A 15,701-nucleotide genomic window follows, 5' to 3' on the forward strand; every position below is an offset into this window, starting at 1 on the left:
CGGGGGGGGGCCGGCGCCCCCCCCCCCCCCCGGCGGCCCCCCCCCCCCCCCCCCCCCCCCCGCCCCCCCCGGGGGGGGGCCCCCGCCCCCCCCCCGGCGGGGCCCCCCCCACGTCCGTGGCGCCGCTGCGGCGTCAGCGCTCCGGGAAGCGGTGCTGCTCGACCAGCCGGGCGAAGCCGTCCCACAGGGCCGGATCCGCCGGCTCCCGCGGGTCGTGGAGCGTGACGCCGGCCAGGCCCCCGGGCGCGTCGTAACCGCCCGCCCGGGCCAGTTCGACGCCGGAGCCGAGCAGCGCCGCCGGCTTGCCGTGGCGCAGCGCCTCGGCGAGGAATCGGACGGCGTCCGGATCGGCGGCCAGCGCGGGCCCGGCGCCGTCCGGAACCACCACCGCGTCGTACAGCACCGAGGCGGTGGTGGGCAGCGGGCGGTCCACCGGCAGAGGGTCACCGCCACGGGCGGCCACGTGACCGCCGTGCGCGGCCAGCGTCTCCACGACGGCGCCCTGCGCACCCAGCCGCTCGTGCGCGGCCCGTACCTGGCCTCCGTCGACCCCGGGCGCGGTCAGCACGGCGACCTTGCGGGTACGGATGCCGCTGCCGCGCAGATTCTCCAGGCTGAGCGCCGGGGAGACCCGGGAGCCCGCCGCCTCGCCGCCCTTCGCCGCCGCCCGGTCCTCGGGCGCCGGCTGCGGCTCGGGCACGCCGATGCGCCGGGCGACCTCCGCCGCCAGGTCGGGGTCCACGCGCACCAGGTTGCCGACCATCCGGCGCCGTACCTCCTCGTCGCCCACCTTGCCGAGCTCGAACGCGAACGCGGCGGTGATGTGCCGCTGCTCCCAGCCCGCCATGCTGCGCCAGAACAGCGCGGCCTGGCTGTAGTGGTCGGCGAAGCTGGGGCTGCGCCGCCGGATCGCCCTGCCGTTGACCCGTTCCTGGTAGTGCTGGAACACCCCTTCCGGCAGGTGGCCGCCGCCCATGGTGAACGGGCAGCCGCCGCCCACCGAGTTCGGTGCGTAACTCGTCCCCGGGTGGACGACCTGCTGGCCGTAGCCGTCGCGGTGGTTGGTCCGCACGTCGGCCAGCGGGCGGTTGACGGGCAGTTGGCCGAAGTTGGGGCCGCCCAGGCGGATCAGCTGGGTGTCCAGGTAGGAGAAGTTGCGGCCCTGGAGCAGCGGGTCGTTGGTGAAGTCGATCCCGGGCACGACGTTGGCGGTGTGGAAGGCCACCTGCTCGGTCTCGGCGAAGAAGTTCTGCGGGTTGCGGTCGAGGACCATCCGCCCCACCGGGCGCACCGGCACCAGTTCCTCCGGGATCAGCTTCGTGGGATCCAGCAGGTCGAAGGGGAAGGCGAACTCGTCCTTCGCCGTGACCAGTTGGACACCGAGCTCCCATTCGGGGAAGTCCCCCGCCGCGATCGCCTCCCACAGGTCCCGGCGGTGGAAGTCCGGATCCCGCCCGGCGGTGATCTGGGCCTCGTCCCACACCTGGGAGCAGACGCCGAGCCGCGGTCGCCAGTGGAACTTGACGAACGTGCCGCGCCCGTCCCGGTTCACCAGGCGGAAGGTGTGCACACCGAAGCCCTGCATCATCCGGTAGCTGCGCGGGATGGCCCGGTCGGACATCACCCACATCAGCATGTGGGTGGACTCGGGCTGGAGCGAGCAGAAGTCCCAGAAGGTGTCGTGCGCGGAGGCGCCGGTGGGGATCTCGTTCTGCGGTTCGGGCTTCACCGCGTGGACGAAGTCCGGGAACTTGACGGCGTCCTGGATGAAGAACACCGGCATGTTGTTGCCCACCAGGTCGTAATTCCCGTGCCGGGTGTAGAACTTGGTGGCGAAGCCGCGGACGTCCCGTACGGTGTCGGCGGAGCCGCGCGGGCCCTGCACGGTCGAGAAGCGCACGAACACCGGGGTGCGGCGCCCGGCCTCCTGGAGGAAGTCGGCGCAGGTGAACCCGGCGAGCGACTCGTACGGTTCGAAGAAGCCGTAGGCGCCGGCGCCGCGGGCGTGCACCACGCGTTCGGGGATGCGCTCGTGGTCGAAGTGGGTGAGCTTCTCGCGGAGGTGGAAGTCCTCCAGCAGGGTGGGGCCGCGGTCGCCGACGATGAGCGAGTTGTCGGTGTCGTCGACGCGCACACCCTGGTCGGTGGTGAGCGGGCCGTCCGGGTCGGGGGCGCGGAAGGCGTCGAGTGCGGCGTCCTTGGCGTCGGTGGCGTCGGTGGCGTCGGTGGCGTCCGTGGCGTCGGTGGCGTCCGTGGCGTTCTTGGCGTTCTTGGCGTCGGGTCCGGGTCCGGGGTCGGCGGGCGGCTCGGGCTGGGGGGTTTCGGGGTTGATGGGCATGTCGCGATCTCCGTCCTGGGAACGGCGCGGGGCGGCCGGGCCGGCGGCCCCCGGCTCGTGTCGGCGGGGCGGCTGCCCGGTGGGTGGCCCGGCAAACCGCGCGCGAGCGGCCGTCGGTGTCGCAGCAGGAGGTCAGCGGTGCTGGGCAGAGGCGCGCGGTGTTTCAGTGCGGTGTTTCAGTGCGGTGTTTGACGAAGGAGCCTCGGGGGACACGCCTGGGTCGGGAGGGGAAGCCTCTGAGTGAGGAGACGAGCAATGTCGAACGATGCCATCGTCCTGTTGAGGGAGGACCACAAGGAAGTCCGCCGCCTGTTCCGCCAGTACCGGGAACTCGCCGCCGGGGACGGGGACGGAGACGGTGGGGGCGACGCGCGGCACGAGACGGTCGAGCGGATCGTGGAGGCGCTCACCGTCCACACCTACCTGGAGGACGAACTGGTCTACCCCAGGATCCGTCAGGAGGTTCCCGGCCTCGCCGAGGACATGGACCGCGCCCGGCAGGAACACCACGTCGCCGACCTGCTCTGTGAGGAGCTGAGCCGGATGAGCCCCGGCGACGAGGGCTACGACGCCAAGACCGCCGTCCTGATCGACGCGGTCGACCGGCACATCGAGCAGGAGGAAGGCTCCTGGTTCCCGATGGTCCGGGCCGCACTCGGCCGCAGGGAACTCCAGGAGATCGGCGAGCGGATGCAGGCCATGCGCGAGACCGCGCCGCGCCGCCCGTCCAGTGGCGGCGTGCTCCACCGCATCGCCAACGCGATCGAGGGCTGACGACGGTGCGACGCCGCGACCACGAAAAGCGGGAAGGAGCACGCGAATTCCTCTCATGTCTCAGCCAACGCGACCGTCCTATCCTGAGGGCGTGGAAGAACAGCCGGCAATCGGGCGCCAGTGGACGTTCCTGACCAATCACGCGCGCGTCCTGGTGCAGATCGCCCGGGACCCGGGCATCAGGGTGCGCGACATAGCGACCAGCTGCCTGCTGACCGAACGAGCGGTCCAGCGGATCATCGCCGACCTCGAAGCGGCGGGCTATCTCAGCCACCACCGCGTCGGACGCTCCAACGTCTACCGCGTCCTCGACGGCAAGCAGCTGCGCCACCCCGCCGACAGCGGCCCGACGCTGGCGGAACTGCTGGCCGTCCTGCTGCGCTGACCGCTCCGCCCGCCCACCCGCCCCTCGGCCGGCACGGCGTGCTCGGTCTCTCGTAGGAACCCGAGGGCACGCCGAGGGCACGCCGAGGGCACGCCGAGGGCACGCCGAGGGCACGCCGAGGGCGCGCCGATGACACGCCGATGACACGCCGATGACACGCCGATGACACGCATGGCCGAACCCGATTGCACGCATTGCCATTGACGAATTTCCGTTCACGTATCGGTTGACGTGAGAAGGGATTCGGCAGACGCTGGAGATGTCGTCCCACGGCTCACAGGCAGGAGAAGAGACCATGCGCGGTAAGCCGCCCGTGGCGCGTTCCGCTGCCCCGACCCCGACTCCTCCACCCCCCGCGCCGCCCCCGGTCAATGGGAGCGTGCCCACAGACCTGCACGTCGCCGAGGGCCTGCTGGTCCGGCTCGCCGTCGAAGGGGACCGGGTCCGTGCGACGGTCCGCGGCGAGATCGACCTCGGCGTCGCCGGCGGCCTGGACGAGACCCTCGGACGCGCGTTGCAGGCCAGCGGCACCGGGCTCGACGTCGACCTGTCCGGCGTCCCCTTCTGCGACAGCTCCGGCCTCAACCTCCTGCTGGGCCTGCGCAGCACCGCGCACCGTACCGACCGCACCCTCGCGATCACCGCGGCCAGCACCCAGGTCGAGCGCCTGCTCGCGATCACCGAGACGACCGGCCTCTTCACCCCCGCCGCCACCGAACGCCCCGCCGGCCCCCCGCACACCGAGAACGCAGACCCCTGACCGCTCGCGGGCCACCCCGCACCACCGCAAGCCGAGAACCATGGACCCCGTCCGCCGCTACGCCATCGCCCTGCCCGGCGCGCCCGGCGCCCACGCCGCAGCGCACACCGTCATCGTGCACCTCACCGACCAACTGGGCCCCGCGCGCGAGCCCGTCTACGAGGACGCCACCGGCCTGTTCCGCGTCCAGATCCGGGGCACCATCGCGGAAGTCCTCGCCGCACCGGCCGAGTACGGAACCATCCACCCCTGCCTGGAAGCCGTTCCCATGCCCTGACCGCACTCCGGGCCGCTGGTGGACCCGCTGGCCACCCCGGCAGGCGTGGGGGCGTCCGTCGCGCCTGAAACCGTCCTGCCGCAGGCCGTTCCACCCATGGTCGCTGCCGCGGGCCGGGGCCGGGAGGACACGTTCTTCCAGGGAAAAACATGTCCTCCCAGCTCGCGCGGCGCCCTGGCACAGTGGCCGGTGTGAGCACGGACAACGACAAGCGCCGGGAGTTCGCCACGTTCCTGCGTGCCCGGCGCGCGGAGGTCTCCCCCCGACAGGCCGGACTTCCCGCGTACGAACGGTCGCGCAAGGTGGCCGGGCTGCGCCGGGAGGAGGTGGCCGGGCGGGCCGGGATCAGCGTGGACTACTACACCCGCCTCGAACAGGGCCGGCTGCCCGCACCGTCCGGCAGTGTCCTGGACGCGCTGGCCCGCGCCCTGCTGCTGGACGACGACCAGCGTGACTACCTGCGCCAGCTGGCCGACCTGGCCCCGGCCCGCCGACAGCGGCGTTCACAGCACCAGGTCGTGCCCGCCGCGGTGCTGGCCGTACTGGCCGATCTGCGGACCACGCCCGCCGTGGTCCTGGGCCGGTTCATGGACATCCTGGCCTGGAACGACCTCGCGGCCGAGCTGCTGCTCGACTTCGCCGCGGTTCCCGAGGAACACCGCAACTACCTGTGGCTGACGTTCCTCGACCCGCGGACGCGCGAGCGCGTGCCGGACTGGGACCTGTCGGCGGGCGAGTGCGTCGCCTACCTGCGGATGGACGCCGGCCGCTACCCCAGCGACCCCAGGCTCGCCGAACTGGTCGCCGAGCTGAGCGCCGGGGACTCCGACTTCCAGCACTGGTGGACCACGTACCGGGTCTCCGGCAGGAGCTTCGGGAGCAAGCGCATCCTGCACCCGGTCGTCGGCGAGGTCCGGCTGGACTGGCAGGTCCTCACCGTCGCCCAGGAACGCGACCAGTTCCTCGCGGTCATGCCCGCCGCCGACGAGGAGAGCAGGCAACGGCTCACAGCCCTGAGCACACCGTAGGAACGCGCACGGCGCGACCGTGCGGTCCCACCCACCCGGAAAGGAGGTGAAGGCGCGAGGAGCCCCGGATCACGAGGGCCCGACGCCTTCACAGCACGCCATGACGACCACACTCATCACCGGAGCCACCCGCGGGATCGGCCTGGAGGCCGCCCGCCAGCTGGCCGGGGCCGGACACACCGTCTACCTCGGTGCGCGCGACCTGGAACGGGGCCGGGAAACCGCCGAGCGGATCGGCGCCCGCGCGGTGCAGCTCGACGTCACCAGCGAGGAGTCCGTCCAGGCCGCCGCGCGGCTGATCCGCGAGGAGGCCGGCCGGCTCGAGGTCCTGGTCAACAACGCCGGCGTCCCGGGCAGGTGGAACCCGCCTGCCGAGATCACCGCCGACGACATGGAGACGGTCTACGCCACCAACGTCTTCGGCCTCGTCCGCGTCACCCACGCCTTCCTGCCGCTGCTGGAGGCCGCCGACCACCCCGTCATCGTGAACGTCAGCAGCAGCGGCGGCTCCCTCGCCCGGTGCAGTGACCCCGCCGGCCTTGAGGCGACCTTCCCGATGGTGGCCTACTGCTCGTCCAAGAGCGCGGTCAACATGATCACCGTCCAGTACGCCAACGCCTTCCCGGACATGCGGATCAACGCCGTCCACCCGGGATCCGCCGCCACCGATTTCAACCCCCGCGGCACCGTGTCGGCCGAGCAGTGCGCCAAGATCATCGTCCGGATGGCCACCGTCGCCCCCGACGGCCCCACCGGAGGGTTCTTCGAGGAGGAGGGCCCCGTCCCGTGGTGACCGTGGTGACCGCGGGGTCACACGGTTGACCGGTGGGGTCTCGCCCCGGCCACGGCGTGCCGCACCCCGTGGCCGGGGCACGATCACCACCCTGGAGCGGTGAACGACTCCACCGGGATGCCGGCCCCGGCCGGACACGGGTACCGGGCGAGCTGGTTCGAGCTCTTCTTCGACCTGGTGTCCGCAGTCCTCCCCGCAGGACCGCTGCTCCCCGCCTGGGCCACGATCGCGGTCACGGCGACCGTCCTCATCGCGATCACCGCAGTCGCCACCCGGTACGGGCCCCCGACCCACTGACGATCGATCAGCCACGGACAGCACCCTCGTGACGCCGCGAGACCCGCACTCCGGCCGCCTCGGCCGACTACCGACAGGGAACGACGCCCATGAGCAACCTCGCACTCGTCACCGGCGCCACCTCCGGAATCGGCAGGGCATTCGCCGAGCGGCTGGCCGGCGACGGCTACGACCTGGTGCTGGTCGGCCGGCGCCGGGAGCGGCTGGAGGAGTTCGCCGCCGCCCACACCGGGGTCGAGGTGCGATCCGTGGCCGCCGACCTCTCCACCGGCGAGGGCATCGACACCGTGGCGCGGATCTGCGCGGCCGAACCGCTGACACTGCTGGTCAACAACGCGGGAGTCGCCCACTACATGCGGCTCGCCGACCTGCCTGCGGATCTGGCCCGCGAACTGGTCGACGTCAAGGTTCTCGCCCCCACCCTGCTCACCCGTGCCGCCGTCGCGGGCATGCAGGAACGCGGCCGGGGCGCGATCATCAACGTGGCCGGCATGATCGCCTTCAGCGGACCCGCCCCGCAGTCCCAGCTGCCCCGCCGCGCCGTCTACGCCGGTGCCCTGGCCCACCTGGTCGCGATGAGCCAGACCCTGTCCGCCGAGCTCGAAGGCACCGGCGTCCAGGTCGAGGTCGTCTGTCCGGGGGTGGTGGCCACCGAGTTCCACGAGCGCCAGGGCCTCGATCTCAGCGCCGTACCCAGGATGAGTGCCGAGGACGTCGTCACCGCGGCCCTGCGCGGCCTGCAACTCGGCGAGGTCGTCTGCGCGCCCGGTGTCGAGGACGCGAGCCTGCTCGATGCCGTCTTCCGGGCCGAGCTGGCGGCGTTCGGCGCGCAGAGCCCCGAACTCGCCACCCGCTACCGGGCCGGCTGACCCGTACCCGCCCCTCGGTGGCCGGGCGTCGGCTACCGAGGGGCGGTGCTTCCTTTCGTGGCGCGGGCGTCAGTCGGCCTGCGGCGGATCTATCCGGACCACCAGCCGGCTCGGGCCGTTGCCGGAGGCGGTTGCCCGCTCGGCGGGGTGGGTGACGGGGCGGTCGGCGGGGTGCAGGGTGACGTTCTCCGGGTAGAGCCGGCCGAGCAGGGCCAGGACGACGAGGTCGCCCTGGCCGGTGGCGTCCAGGACGGCGTCACCCGCCTGCGTCCACACCAGCCCCGATGCGCGCAGGGCCGTCCACACGTCCGCGGCGGCGGGCGGGTCGGCGACCGGTGCGTCGGCGGGCACGTCGCCCGTGGCGCCGTCCGGCCGGTGGGCGAAGCGGTGGCCGCGCAGGGCCTGGCCGAGGTCGACGCGGGCGGTGGCGCCGTCGTGGGTGAGCTCGATGGCGGCGGTGCGGGCCCCGCCGGCGACCGGCCCGGCGACGATGCGGCCGGTGATGCGGCCGGTGAGCGGCCCCGGTGCGGCGGTGGCGGGCGGCAGGTGCTCGACGAGGGTGCGCGGCGCGGCGTAGTAGTCCCGCAACTCGGCGACGTGCGTGACGGTTTCGTCGGCGGCCGGGTCGGGACGCCAGGTCAGCAGGTACCGGGGGGCGGTCAGGGGCGGCTGGTCGAGGACGGCCGGCAGGACGGTGCCGCCGCTCGCCTCGAAGCCGTAGCCGGCCGGGCCGGAGGGGTTGGGGGCGCCGAGGGTGCCGGACGAGCCGGAGCTGCCGGAGGTGCCGGTGACGGCGTGGCGGGCGAAGGCCACGATGCTGGCGTGCCGGATCCGGCGGACCAGGAGTTCGGTGAGGAACGCGTCCCGGGCCGGTTCGATGTGCCGCAGCCCGGTCGGAGTGATCAGCAGCGGGACGTCCTGCCAGTTGGTGAAGGGCAGCAGGGCGTCGCGCAGCAGGACGACCTGGTGCAGCCACTCGTTGTAGAGCTGCATCGTGACGGGTCCGCCACGGCGGCCGAGGAGCAGGTCGGTCGCGGGAGGGGTGAGCAGGTGGCCGTAGCAGTGGCTGCGGACGACCAGCGGGCCGGCGGGCAGCGCGATCCGGTCGGCGAGCAGGCGCTCCAGGGCCGCGGCGGCCCAGGAGGCGAGCTCATGGCCGATCTCCTCGGCCTGCGCGCCCAGTTCGCGAGCGGCCGGGGCGCTGCCCGGTCCGACGGCCAGCGGCAGGGAGGTCTCCCGGGTCCCGAGGGCGAGGGTCGCGCGGATCTGCGCCTCCAGCACCTCGCCGTCGGCGGTGGTGAGGGCGTTGTCATCGATGACGCCCTGGAGCAGCGGCTCCGTGGCCGTGAAGAACTCACGGGCGGTCAGGGCGGTGCCGGCCGCGGGGAAGGTGTTCCAGCGGCTGCCGCCGAGGGCGGGCGTACTCGGGGTGGGTGCGATGGGCACGGGTCCTCCGAAGTGTCGATGGAGCGTTGCGATCGAGCAGAGGTGGAGCGTTTCGATGGAGCAGGGATGGAGCGGCGGATTCCGCGGGTGCGGGGCCCGGCCCTTATCTGGATCGTGCGATACAGATTGCGGACATGAAAAAATCAGTCGAGGGCGGTCAGCGCGACCTCCACGACGGGTGCGAGGGCTTCGGGGTCCGGTGTGATCTTCGAGGAGACCAGCAGCCCGTTGAGGAAGGTGACGAAGAAGGCGGCGAGGCTCTGCGGGTCGTGCCGCGCCGCGATCTCACCCCGTTCCGCCGCGACCCGCAGCACCTCGGCGAGCGCGTCCCGGCTGACATCCTGCATGTCCCGTACGGTGCGCCGGATCGACGCGTCCCCCGGTAGGCGCTCGCAGGCGGCATTGACCGCCAGACAGCCCCGGCCGCCGTGCTCGGCGGCGATGCGGACCCGCTCCATCAGCATCGTGCGGATCGCCGAGCGGGCGTCCGCCCCCTCCTCCAGGCTGCGCAGGGCATCCGCCGCGAGGGTGGCGCGGTAGTGGTCCAGCGCGGCCCGGTACAGGCCGGCCTTGTCGCCGAACGCCGCGTACAGGGACCCCTGCCCGATCCCCAGGTGCTGGGTCAGGTCGCGCACCGAGGTCGCCTCGTAGCCGCGCGTCCAGAACAGCTCCATGGCGCGGCTCACCGCCGCCTCGGTGTCGAACTCCCGGGTCCTTGCCATGGTTTCACCGTAGCCTATCTGGATCGGATGCTCCAGATAGAGCGAGCCGCGCTCCTCCCGGGCGAGGCCTCCGCAGAACCGGCGGACGCCCCGTGCGGCAGGTGACGACAGCGCGTCGGGCGGTTCGTCGGCGCGCCGAGGATCGTGGCGTACCGACGAACCGCCCGGGGCCTCAGCCGAACCAGCGGGCGAGGGCCGTGTCGAGCGGGGTGCCGTCGGTGTCGGTCCAGGCGAGGTAGCCGTCGGGGCGGACCAGGAGGGCGCCGGCGCCGTCCACGTCCTCGTCGGTCTTCGCCATGACGTGCTCGACCCGGTCGGACCGGTCGCCGACCGACCGCCGCCTGCCGTCGAGGGAGAGCAGCAGGCCCCGGCCGGAGCGCATCAGCCGGCTCGCCCGGGTCGGGCCGTCCTCGGTGGTCAGGTCCAGGTCGATCAGCCGGGGGCCGACACCGGGGTACCGAAGGTCCAGGCCGGACATCATGCCCGAGACGTACCGGTTGGTGTCGGGCAGGCCCAGCAGCTCGGTCACGAGCTCGCGGACCGTGCCGAGCTCCTCGTCCCGGCCGGGATTCATGATCACGGCCTGGGCCCGGGTGTGGCGCAGCACGCGCGCGGCGACGGGGTGCCGCTCCTCGTGGTAGCTGTCGAGCAGGCCGGCGGGCGCCCAGCCGCGGATCGTGCCGGCGAGCTTCCAGCCCAGGTTGACCGCGTCCTGGAGGCCCAGGTTCACGCCCTGGCCGCCGATCGGCATGTGGATGTGCGCCGCGTCCCCGGCGAAGAACACCCGGCCCTCGCGGTAGCGCTCGACCTGGCGGACGGCGTCGCCGAACCGGGAGGCGGCGCGCAGTTCACCCAGTTCGGTGTCGGGGCCGTACACGGCGTGCAGCGCCTCGCGGACCTCGTCGGCCGAGACCGGCGTCTCGCGGTCCGGGCCCTGTCCGGAGAGCCTGCCGAACAGTATCCGGTACAGGTCCGGGCCGATGGGGTGCAGGATCGAGTGGAAGCCGCCGGCCACGCGGGTGTACTGGCTGAAGTGCTTGCGCTCGGTGGGGACCGTCTCGGACCGGGAGGCGAGGGTGATGTCGGCCGCCACGGCGGACATCCGGCGCTCCCGGCCGGGGAACGGGACGCCCAGCAGCCGGCGGACCGTGCTGTGCCCGCCGTCGCACGCGACGAGGTAGCGGCCGCGGATCTCACCGTCGCCGCCCCGGACCTCACCGTCGCCCCGGACCTCACCGCCGTCGGGGGCGTCACCGCCGCCCGGGGTGCCGTCGGCGTGCCATGTGACCGTGATCCCCTCCGCGTCCTGCGCGACCGCCGTCACCTCGTGGCCGCGGAGCACGGGCACGCCCTGCTCGCCGAGGAGCCGCTCGAGGTGGGCCTCCAGCCGGATCTGCGGAACGTTGACCGGGTGGGGGTACCGGGTGCGCCAGGGCCGGCAGTCCAGCTCGACCGGCAGGGTGGCGAAGTGCCCGCCGGTGGTGCTGTCGGACGGCTCCTGCGCGAGCAGCGGCTCCAGCAGCCCGCGCAGGTCGAGCACCTCGGCGGTGCGCGGCTGGAGTCCGCCCGCCCGGGACTGGGTGCTGTGGGTGCGCTGCTTCTCGACGACGACGGCCGGCACTCCGGCCAGCGTCAGCTCGTACGCCAGCATCAGCCCGGTCGGGCCCGCCCCCACCACGATGACCTCGGTTCGCACGATGACCTCCCGAAAGAAGAAACTGGGTGCAATTCTGCACTCAGTCTACCACAAGGTAGAGTGAGTGCATGAATCAGCAGATGGGCCTGCGGGAACGCAAGAAGGAACGCACCCGGGAGACGATCGCGGCGACGGCGATCCGCCTCTTCCTCGACCGGGGCTTCGACCAGGTCTCGATCACCGAGATCGCGGAGGCGGCGGAGGTCTCCCGGCGGACCCTCTTCGCGTACTTCCCGACGAAAGAAGACCTCGTACTCCAGCGGTTCGCCGACCACGAGAGCGAAGCGGCCCGGACGGTGCGCGCCCGCCCGGCCGGCCAGCCGCCGCTGGAAGCGCTGCGCGCGGCCATGCTCGACGCCCTGGCCCGTCGCGACCCGAACACCGGCCTGTGCGACGACCCCGAGGTGATGGCCTTCCTCCGCATGATCGTCGAGACCGAGAGCCTGGCGGCACGGATCATCCGCTACGCGGCACGCGGCAGCGACGAGCTGGCCGAGGCACTGCTGGAGGCCGACGTCGACCCGCTCGACGCCCGTCTCGTGGCCACCCAGGTGATCGTGGTGCAGCGGGAACTGGCGGTCATGAACCAGGAACGCCTGGCCGACGGCACGTCCGCCGACGACCACTACCCGGAGGCCGTCCGCGCCGCCGAGCGGGCCTTCGCCCTGCTGCGCGACGGACTGGGGCAGCACGGGTAGGGCCTGGGTGCATCGGCCTCCCGGAGCACTCCGAACTGTCGGGGGCGGGCGTCATAATCGCCACTGCCGTGATCACCGGACCTGCTGGAGGCCCCCGTTGTCCTCGTCGTCGTCCTTGCCGTCCTTGCGGCCCTCGTCGTCCTCGCTGTACGACTTCGCGACCTGGGAGCCCCTGCTGCGGCTCCTGCGGGCTGACCACGCGCAGGCGCTCGCCGCGCCGGGCGGCGAGGTGGCGGGGCTGATCGGCCGGCAGGGGTGGAGCGTGCCGGTGAGGATGCGGTTCCCGGAGGCCGGGCGCGCCATGCTGGTGTCCGACAACCAGGAGGCGCACGACGCGATCGACCGCGTCCGGGCCGCGCTCACCGAGGCCGGGATCGGCGATGTCGCCTTCGCCGCGGAGATCCCGCCGAGCGGGAAGGCGGTGCTCCATCTGTTCGACCACGGCCCGGCCGTCGACCCGGGCATCGGCAACGCCCACCCGGGCGCGCTCACTCTGGTCGAGGGCGCGGTGCCCGAGCCGTGGCGGCGCCTGCCCGAGCCGGTGCCCGGGGCGAGGCCGGCCCCGTCCGTGGACCTGGAGGTCCTGACCCTCGGAGGGTGGCGCGGCGAACCGGTCAGTCTGAACCCTCTCGTCGGGCTGCCCCGGCTCCGCACCCTCTACGCCGGCCCCGGGGCGCTCACCGACCCCCGGGAGGTCGCCCGGCTGACCGGACTGGAGTTCCTGGAGCTGACCCCGGAGGACTGGCGCTGCCTCCTCGACGCCGGCGCCGTCCCGCGCGGCCTGTCGGCCGCCGCCATCGAGGCCCCGAGCGATCACGACCTGCGCCCGATCATGGCCCTCGCGAACGAACTCCTGACCCTCTGGGAGCGCCCCCTGATCACGGAGACCGTCATCGAAGGCGACCTCGGCCCGCTGCCGTAGCCCTGTCACGGATCTCGTGTGCCCGGGAGAGCGAGGCGGCCCTGCTGGGGTGCCGCTGTCACTTTCGCGGGGGCGGCGGGGAGTCGGGCTTCTCGCGGTAGAGGTCGATGGCGAGGGCGACTGCGGCGTGGGTCGCGGGGTGGGGGTCCTGGCGGCGCCAGATGAGGTGGACGGGGACGGGGGCGGCGTTGCGCAGGGGGCGGTAGACGATGCCGTCGCGGCGGTACTGGGCGGCGGTGGCCTGGGGGGTGACGCCGATGCAGCGGCTGGTGGCGATGGCGGCGAGCCAGTCGTCGATGTCGTGGGTGTAGATGACGGCGGGCCGCTGCTCCTCGGGCCACAGGTTCAGGGCGGTGGTGCCGGTTCGGCGGTCGATGGCGAGGGTGCGGGCGGGGATCTCGTCGAGGCGGATGCTGCGCCGGCGGGCCCACGGGTCGTCGGAGGCGAGTGCGACGATGCGGTGTTCGTGGCCGACCAGGGCGTGTGACCAGGGCTTCAGGTCGAGCGGGGCGCGGACGACGGCGAGGTCGCACATGCCTTCGGCCAGCCCGCCGGTGGGGGAGTTGTGGCGGACGAGGCGCAGCTCGACCTCGGGGTGGCGCTCGTGCCAGCGGCGCTGGAAGTCGGTGGTGTGGCGGCCGAAGGCGGACCAGGCGTGGCCGAGGTGGAGCCGGGCGTGGCCGGCGGTCGCTTCCTCGACCAGGTCGTCGGCGCCGGCGAGCAGGACGCGGGCGCGGGCGAGGACCCGCACGCCGGCCGGCGTGGGCGCGATCGTGCGGCTGGTGCGGTGCAGCAGCCGCACCCCGAGGAACTGTTCCAGGGCGTGCAGGTTGCGGGAGACGGCGGCCTGGGAGATGCCCAGCTCGGGGCCGGCGTCGGTGAAGCTGCCGGTGTCGATGATGGCGACCAGGCAGCGCAGGTGCTTCAGTTCCAGATCGGCGGGACTTCGTCGTCGCTCATCCATACGCCCAGCGTATCAATGGGCCGGTGAATGCATTTTGCGTATGACTACGTCGGCTCCACTGTGGAGGGCATGGTGCTGAAGAGTTCTCACGACGCCGCTACCGCCCGGGGTGACGGGCGCCTGGCCGGGGTGGCGCTGATGCTGGGCTCCGGCCTGTCCAACCAGGCCGGAGCGTCGATGGCGGCGCTCGCCTTCCCGGTGATCGGCCCCGCGGGTGTGGTGGCCGTCCGTCAGTGGGTGGCCGCCGGGGTGCTGTGGGCGGTCGGCAGGCCGCGGCCGCGGTCGTTCACGGCGGCGCAGTGGCGTCCGGTCCTCGGGCTCGCGGTGGTGTTCGCCGTGATGAACCTGTCCCTCTACACGGCCATCGACCGCATCGGGCTCGGGCTGGCCGTCACCCTGGAGTTCCTCGGTCCGCTCGCGGTGGCCCTGATCGGCTCGCGCCGGCGCCTCGACGCCCTGTGCGCGGTGGCCGCCGCGGCCGCGGTGGTCGTCCTGGCCCGGCCCTCGCCGTCCACCGACTACCCGGGCATCGCCCTGGCCCTGCTCGCGGCGGTGTGCTGGGCCGGCTACATCCTGCTCAACCGTGTCGTCGGCCGCCGCCTGCCCGGGCTGGAGGGCTCGGCCGCCGCCGCCGCGCTCTCGGGGGTGCTCTACCTTCCCGTCGGGATCGTGGTGCTGTGGCTCCGTCCCCCGACCGCCGCCGCCCTGGCCTGCGCGCTGGCCGCCGGCGTGCTGTCCTCGGCCGTGCCCTTCCTGGCCGATCTGCTGGCGCTGCGGCGGGTGCCCACGCAGTTCTTCGGCGTGTTCATGAGCGTCAACCCGGTCTTCGCCGCGCTGATCGGCCTCGTCGTGCTCGGCCAGCACCTCGGCGCGGCGGCCTGGCTCGCCATGCTGGTGATCGTCGGAGCGAACGCGGTCGCCGTCACCACCGCCCCCACCAACCCCGAGTGATGAGCAGGACCCCGAGAAGAAGTTTCGGGCCGATGTCGATTCGGCCGCGTCCGCTGCGACGTCATGATGTGCGGCGCCTCGCCGCACGGTGACGCGACGACGAGACCTGACGAGGGAACACGTGGACCAACTGCTCAGAGTCATGAACTTCAACGTCTCCAGCGACGGCGTCGGTGCCGGTGCCGGTGAGCACCAGAGCTTCGAGCGGCCGTTCGGCCATGACCATCCCGAGAAGCTGTTCGCCTGGGCCGGGGCCACGGCGAGCTGGCCCATGCGGACGGCTCCCGGGGGGAGCCGGGGCCTCGACGACTACTTCACGCGGGACTTCGCGCGCAACATCGGTGCCGAGATCATGGGCCGCAACAAGTTCGGGCCCCAGCGCGGGCCCTGGCAGGACGACGAGTGGCGCGGCTGGTGGGGTGACGAACCCCCGTTCCACACCCCGGTGTTCGTCATGACCCACCACGAGCGTCCGTCGTTCACGCTCTCCGACACCACGTTCCACTTCGTCGACGGCGAGCCGGCCACGGTCCTGGCCCGGGCGCGGGAGGCCGCGGAGGGCAAGGACGTCCGGCTCGGTGGCGGGGTCGGCACCATCCGGCAGTTCCTCGCCGCCGACCTCGTCGACACCCTGCACGTGGCGGTGTCGCCGGTGGAACTCGGCCCCGGGCTACGGCTCTGGGAGTCCCCCGACGAGCTGCTGGACCGGTTCCACCTGGAGGTGGTGCCCAGCCCGAGCGGGGTGGCGCACCACCTGTTCTGGCGGAGGTGACGTGAGGGC

General features: G+C 73.1%; 18 protein-coding genes. 12 read left to right on the forward strand and 6 right to left on the reverse strand.

The features are described from left to right. Positions 1-133: 133 nt before the first annotated feature. A complete protein-coding gene (locus tag ACIP37_RS14400) occupies positions 134-2,338 on the reverse strand; it encodes a catalase (protein ID WP_400843912.1) in 2,205 nt (734 codons plus the stop codon). A gap of 255 nt (positions 2,339-2,593) precedes the next feature. Here ACIP37_RS14400 and ACIP37_RS14405 point away from each other — a divergent pair, with 255 nt between their 5' ends. The 8 genes from ACIP37_RS14405 to ACIP37_RS14440 all read left to right on the forward strand — a co-directional run bounded on the left by ACIP37_RS14405 (position 2,594) and on the right by ACIP37_RS14440 (position 7,521). Then, positions 2,594-3,112 (forward strand): hemerythrin domain-containing protein, encoded by a 519-nt coding sequence (locus ACIP37_RS14405; protein ID WP_400806662.1) that lies wholly within the window; start codon positions 2,594-2,596, stop codon positions 3,110-3,112. A 55-nt stretch (positions 3,113-3,167) separates the two neighbouring features. Further along, a complete protein-coding gene (locus tag ACIP37_RS14410) occupies positions 3,168-3,497 on the forward strand; it encodes a helix-turn-helix domain-containing protein (protein ID WP_363586941.1) in 330 nt (109 codons plus the stop codon). 379 nt (positions 3,498-3,876) lie between these two features. Continuing rightward, the gene (locus ACIP37_RS14415; RefSeq protein ID WP_400843914.1) at positions 3,877-4,257 is read left to right on the forward strand and encodes an STAS domain-containing protein; all 381 of its coding nucleotides are present in this window, start codon (positions 3,877-3,879) and stop codon (positions 4,255-4,257) included. A 40-nt stretch (positions 4,258-4,297) separates the two neighbouring features. Then, on the forward strand, positions 4,298-4,534 hold the full coding sequence (locus ACIP37_RS14420; RefSeq protein WP_363586939.1) for a DUF6296 family protein: 237 nt from the start codon (positions 4,298-4,300) through the stop codon (positions 4,532-4,534). A 191-nt stretch (positions 4,535-4,725) separates the two neighbouring features. Then, the gene (locus tag ACIP37_RS14425; RefSeq protein WP_363627676.1) at positions 4,726-5,562 is read left to right on the forward strand and encodes a helix-turn-helix transcriptional regulator; all 837 of its coding nucleotides are present in this window, start codon (positions 4,726-4,728) and stop codon (positions 5,560-5,562) included. Positions 5,563-5,662: 100 nt separating this feature from the next. Beyond that, positions 5,663-6,355: an SDR family NAD(P)-dependent oxidoreductase gene (locus ACIP37_RS14430; protein ID WP_400806658.1), complete on the forward strand. Its 693-nt coding sequence runs from the start codon at positions 5,663-5,665 to the stop codon at positions 6,353-6,355. Positions 6,356-6,454: 99 nt separating this feature from the next. Then, entirely contained in the window at positions 6,455-6,652 is a 198-nt protein-coding gene (locus tag ACIP37_RS14435) for a hypothetical protein (RefSeq protein WP_363586936.1), read from the forward strand. An 89-nt stretch (positions 6,653-6,741) separates the two neighbouring features. Beyond that, positions 6,742-7,521, forward strand: a complete 780-nt coding sequence (locus ACIP37_RS14440) for an SDR family NAD(P)-dependent oxidoreductase (RefSeq protein ID WP_400806654.1) — start codon at positions 6,742-6,744, stop codon at positions 7,519-7,521. 69 nt (positions 7,522-7,590) lie between these two features. Here the strand turns inward: ACIP37_RS14440 and ACIP37_RS14445 are convergent, their stop codons facing one another. The 3 genes from ACIP37_RS14445 to ACIP37_RS14455 form a co-directional block, all read right to left on the reverse strand. After that, positions 7,591-8,967, reverse strand: a complete 1,377-nt coding sequence (locus tag ACIP37_RS14445; protein ID WP_400806652.1) for a hypothetical protein — start codon at positions 8,965-8,967, stop codon at positions 7,591-7,593. A 143-nt stretch (positions 8,968-9,110) separates the two neighbouring features. Beyond that, positions 9,111-9,689, reverse strand: coding sequence for a TetR family transcriptional regulator (locus ACIP37_RS14450; protein WP_363586933.1), 579 nt, complete (start codon positions 9,687-9,689; stop codon positions 9,111-9,113). Between the two features lie 172 nt (positions 9,690-9,861). Then, complete coding sequence (locus ACIP37_RS14455; RefSeq protein ID WP_400806648.1) at positions 9,862-11,385, reverse strand: FAD-dependent monooxygenase; 1,524 nt, start codon at positions 11,383-11,385, stop codon at positions 9,862-9,864. Between the two features lie 68 nt (positions 11,386-11,453). Here ACIP37_RS14455 and ACIP37_RS14460 point away from each other — a divergent pair, with 68 nt between their 5' ends. Then, a complete protein-coding gene (locus ACIP37_RS14460) occupies positions 11,454-12,083 on the forward strand; it encodes a TetR family transcriptional regulator (RefSeq protein WP_363586931.1) in 630 nt (209 codons plus the stop codon). Between the two features lie 72 nt (positions 12,084-12,155). On the opposite strand, the gene ACIP37_RS14465 is transcribed toward ACIP37_RS14460, so the two are convergent. Then, positions 12,156-12,386 (reverse strand): hypothetical protein, encoded by a 231-nt coding sequence (locus ACIP37_RS14465; protein WP_363586949.1) that lies wholly within the window; start codon positions 12,384-12,386, stop codon positions 12,156-12,158. Between ACIP37_RS14465 and ACIP37_RS14470 the strand changes: the two genes are divergently transcribed. Then, positions 12,385-13,005, forward strand: coding sequence for a hypothetical protein (locus ACIP37_RS14470; RefSeq protein ID WP_400843919.1), 621 nt, complete (start codon positions 12,385-12,387; stop codon positions 13,003-13,005). The genes ACIP37_RS14465 and ACIP37_RS14470 overlap by 2 nt on opposite strands. Positions 13,006-13,063: 58 nt before the next feature. Here the strand turns inward: ACIP37_RS14470 and ACIP37_RS14475 are convergent, their stop codons facing one another. Beyond that, positions 13,064-13,969 carry a LysR family transcriptional regulator gene (locus tag ACIP37_RS14475; protein ID WP_363586930.1) on the reverse strand — a complete coding sequence of 302 codons (906 nt, stop codon included), beginning with the start codon at positions 13,967-13,969 and terminating at the stop codon, positions 13,064-13,066. Positions 13,970-14,107: 138 nt separating this feature from the next. Between ACIP37_RS14475 and ACIP37_RS14480 the strand changes: the two genes are divergently transcribed. Both ACIP37_RS14480 and ACIP37_RS14485 read left to right on the forward strand, forming a co-directional pair. Further along, the gene (locus ACIP37_RS14480) at positions 14,108-14,920 is read left to right on the forward strand and encodes an EamA family transporter (protein ID WP_363586946.1); all 813 of its coding nucleotides are present in this window, start codon (positions 14,108-14,110) and stop codon (positions 14,918-14,920) included. 121 nt (positions 14,921-15,041) lie between these two features. Further along, positions 15,042-15,692 carry a dihydrofolate reductase family protein gene (locus ACIP37_RS14485; protein WP_363627668.1) on the forward strand — a complete coding sequence of 217 codons (651 nt, stop codon included), beginning with the start codon at positions 15,042-15,044 and terminating at the stop codon, positions 15,690-15,692. The last annotated feature ends 9 nt before the right edge of the window (positions 15,693-15,701 follow it).

It is taken from the genome of Kitasatospora sp. NPDC088861 (assembly GCF_044750105.1).
In the GTDB taxonomy this organism is placed as follows: Bacteria; Actinomycetota; Actinomycetes; order Streptomycetales; family Streptomycetaceae; genus Kitasatospora.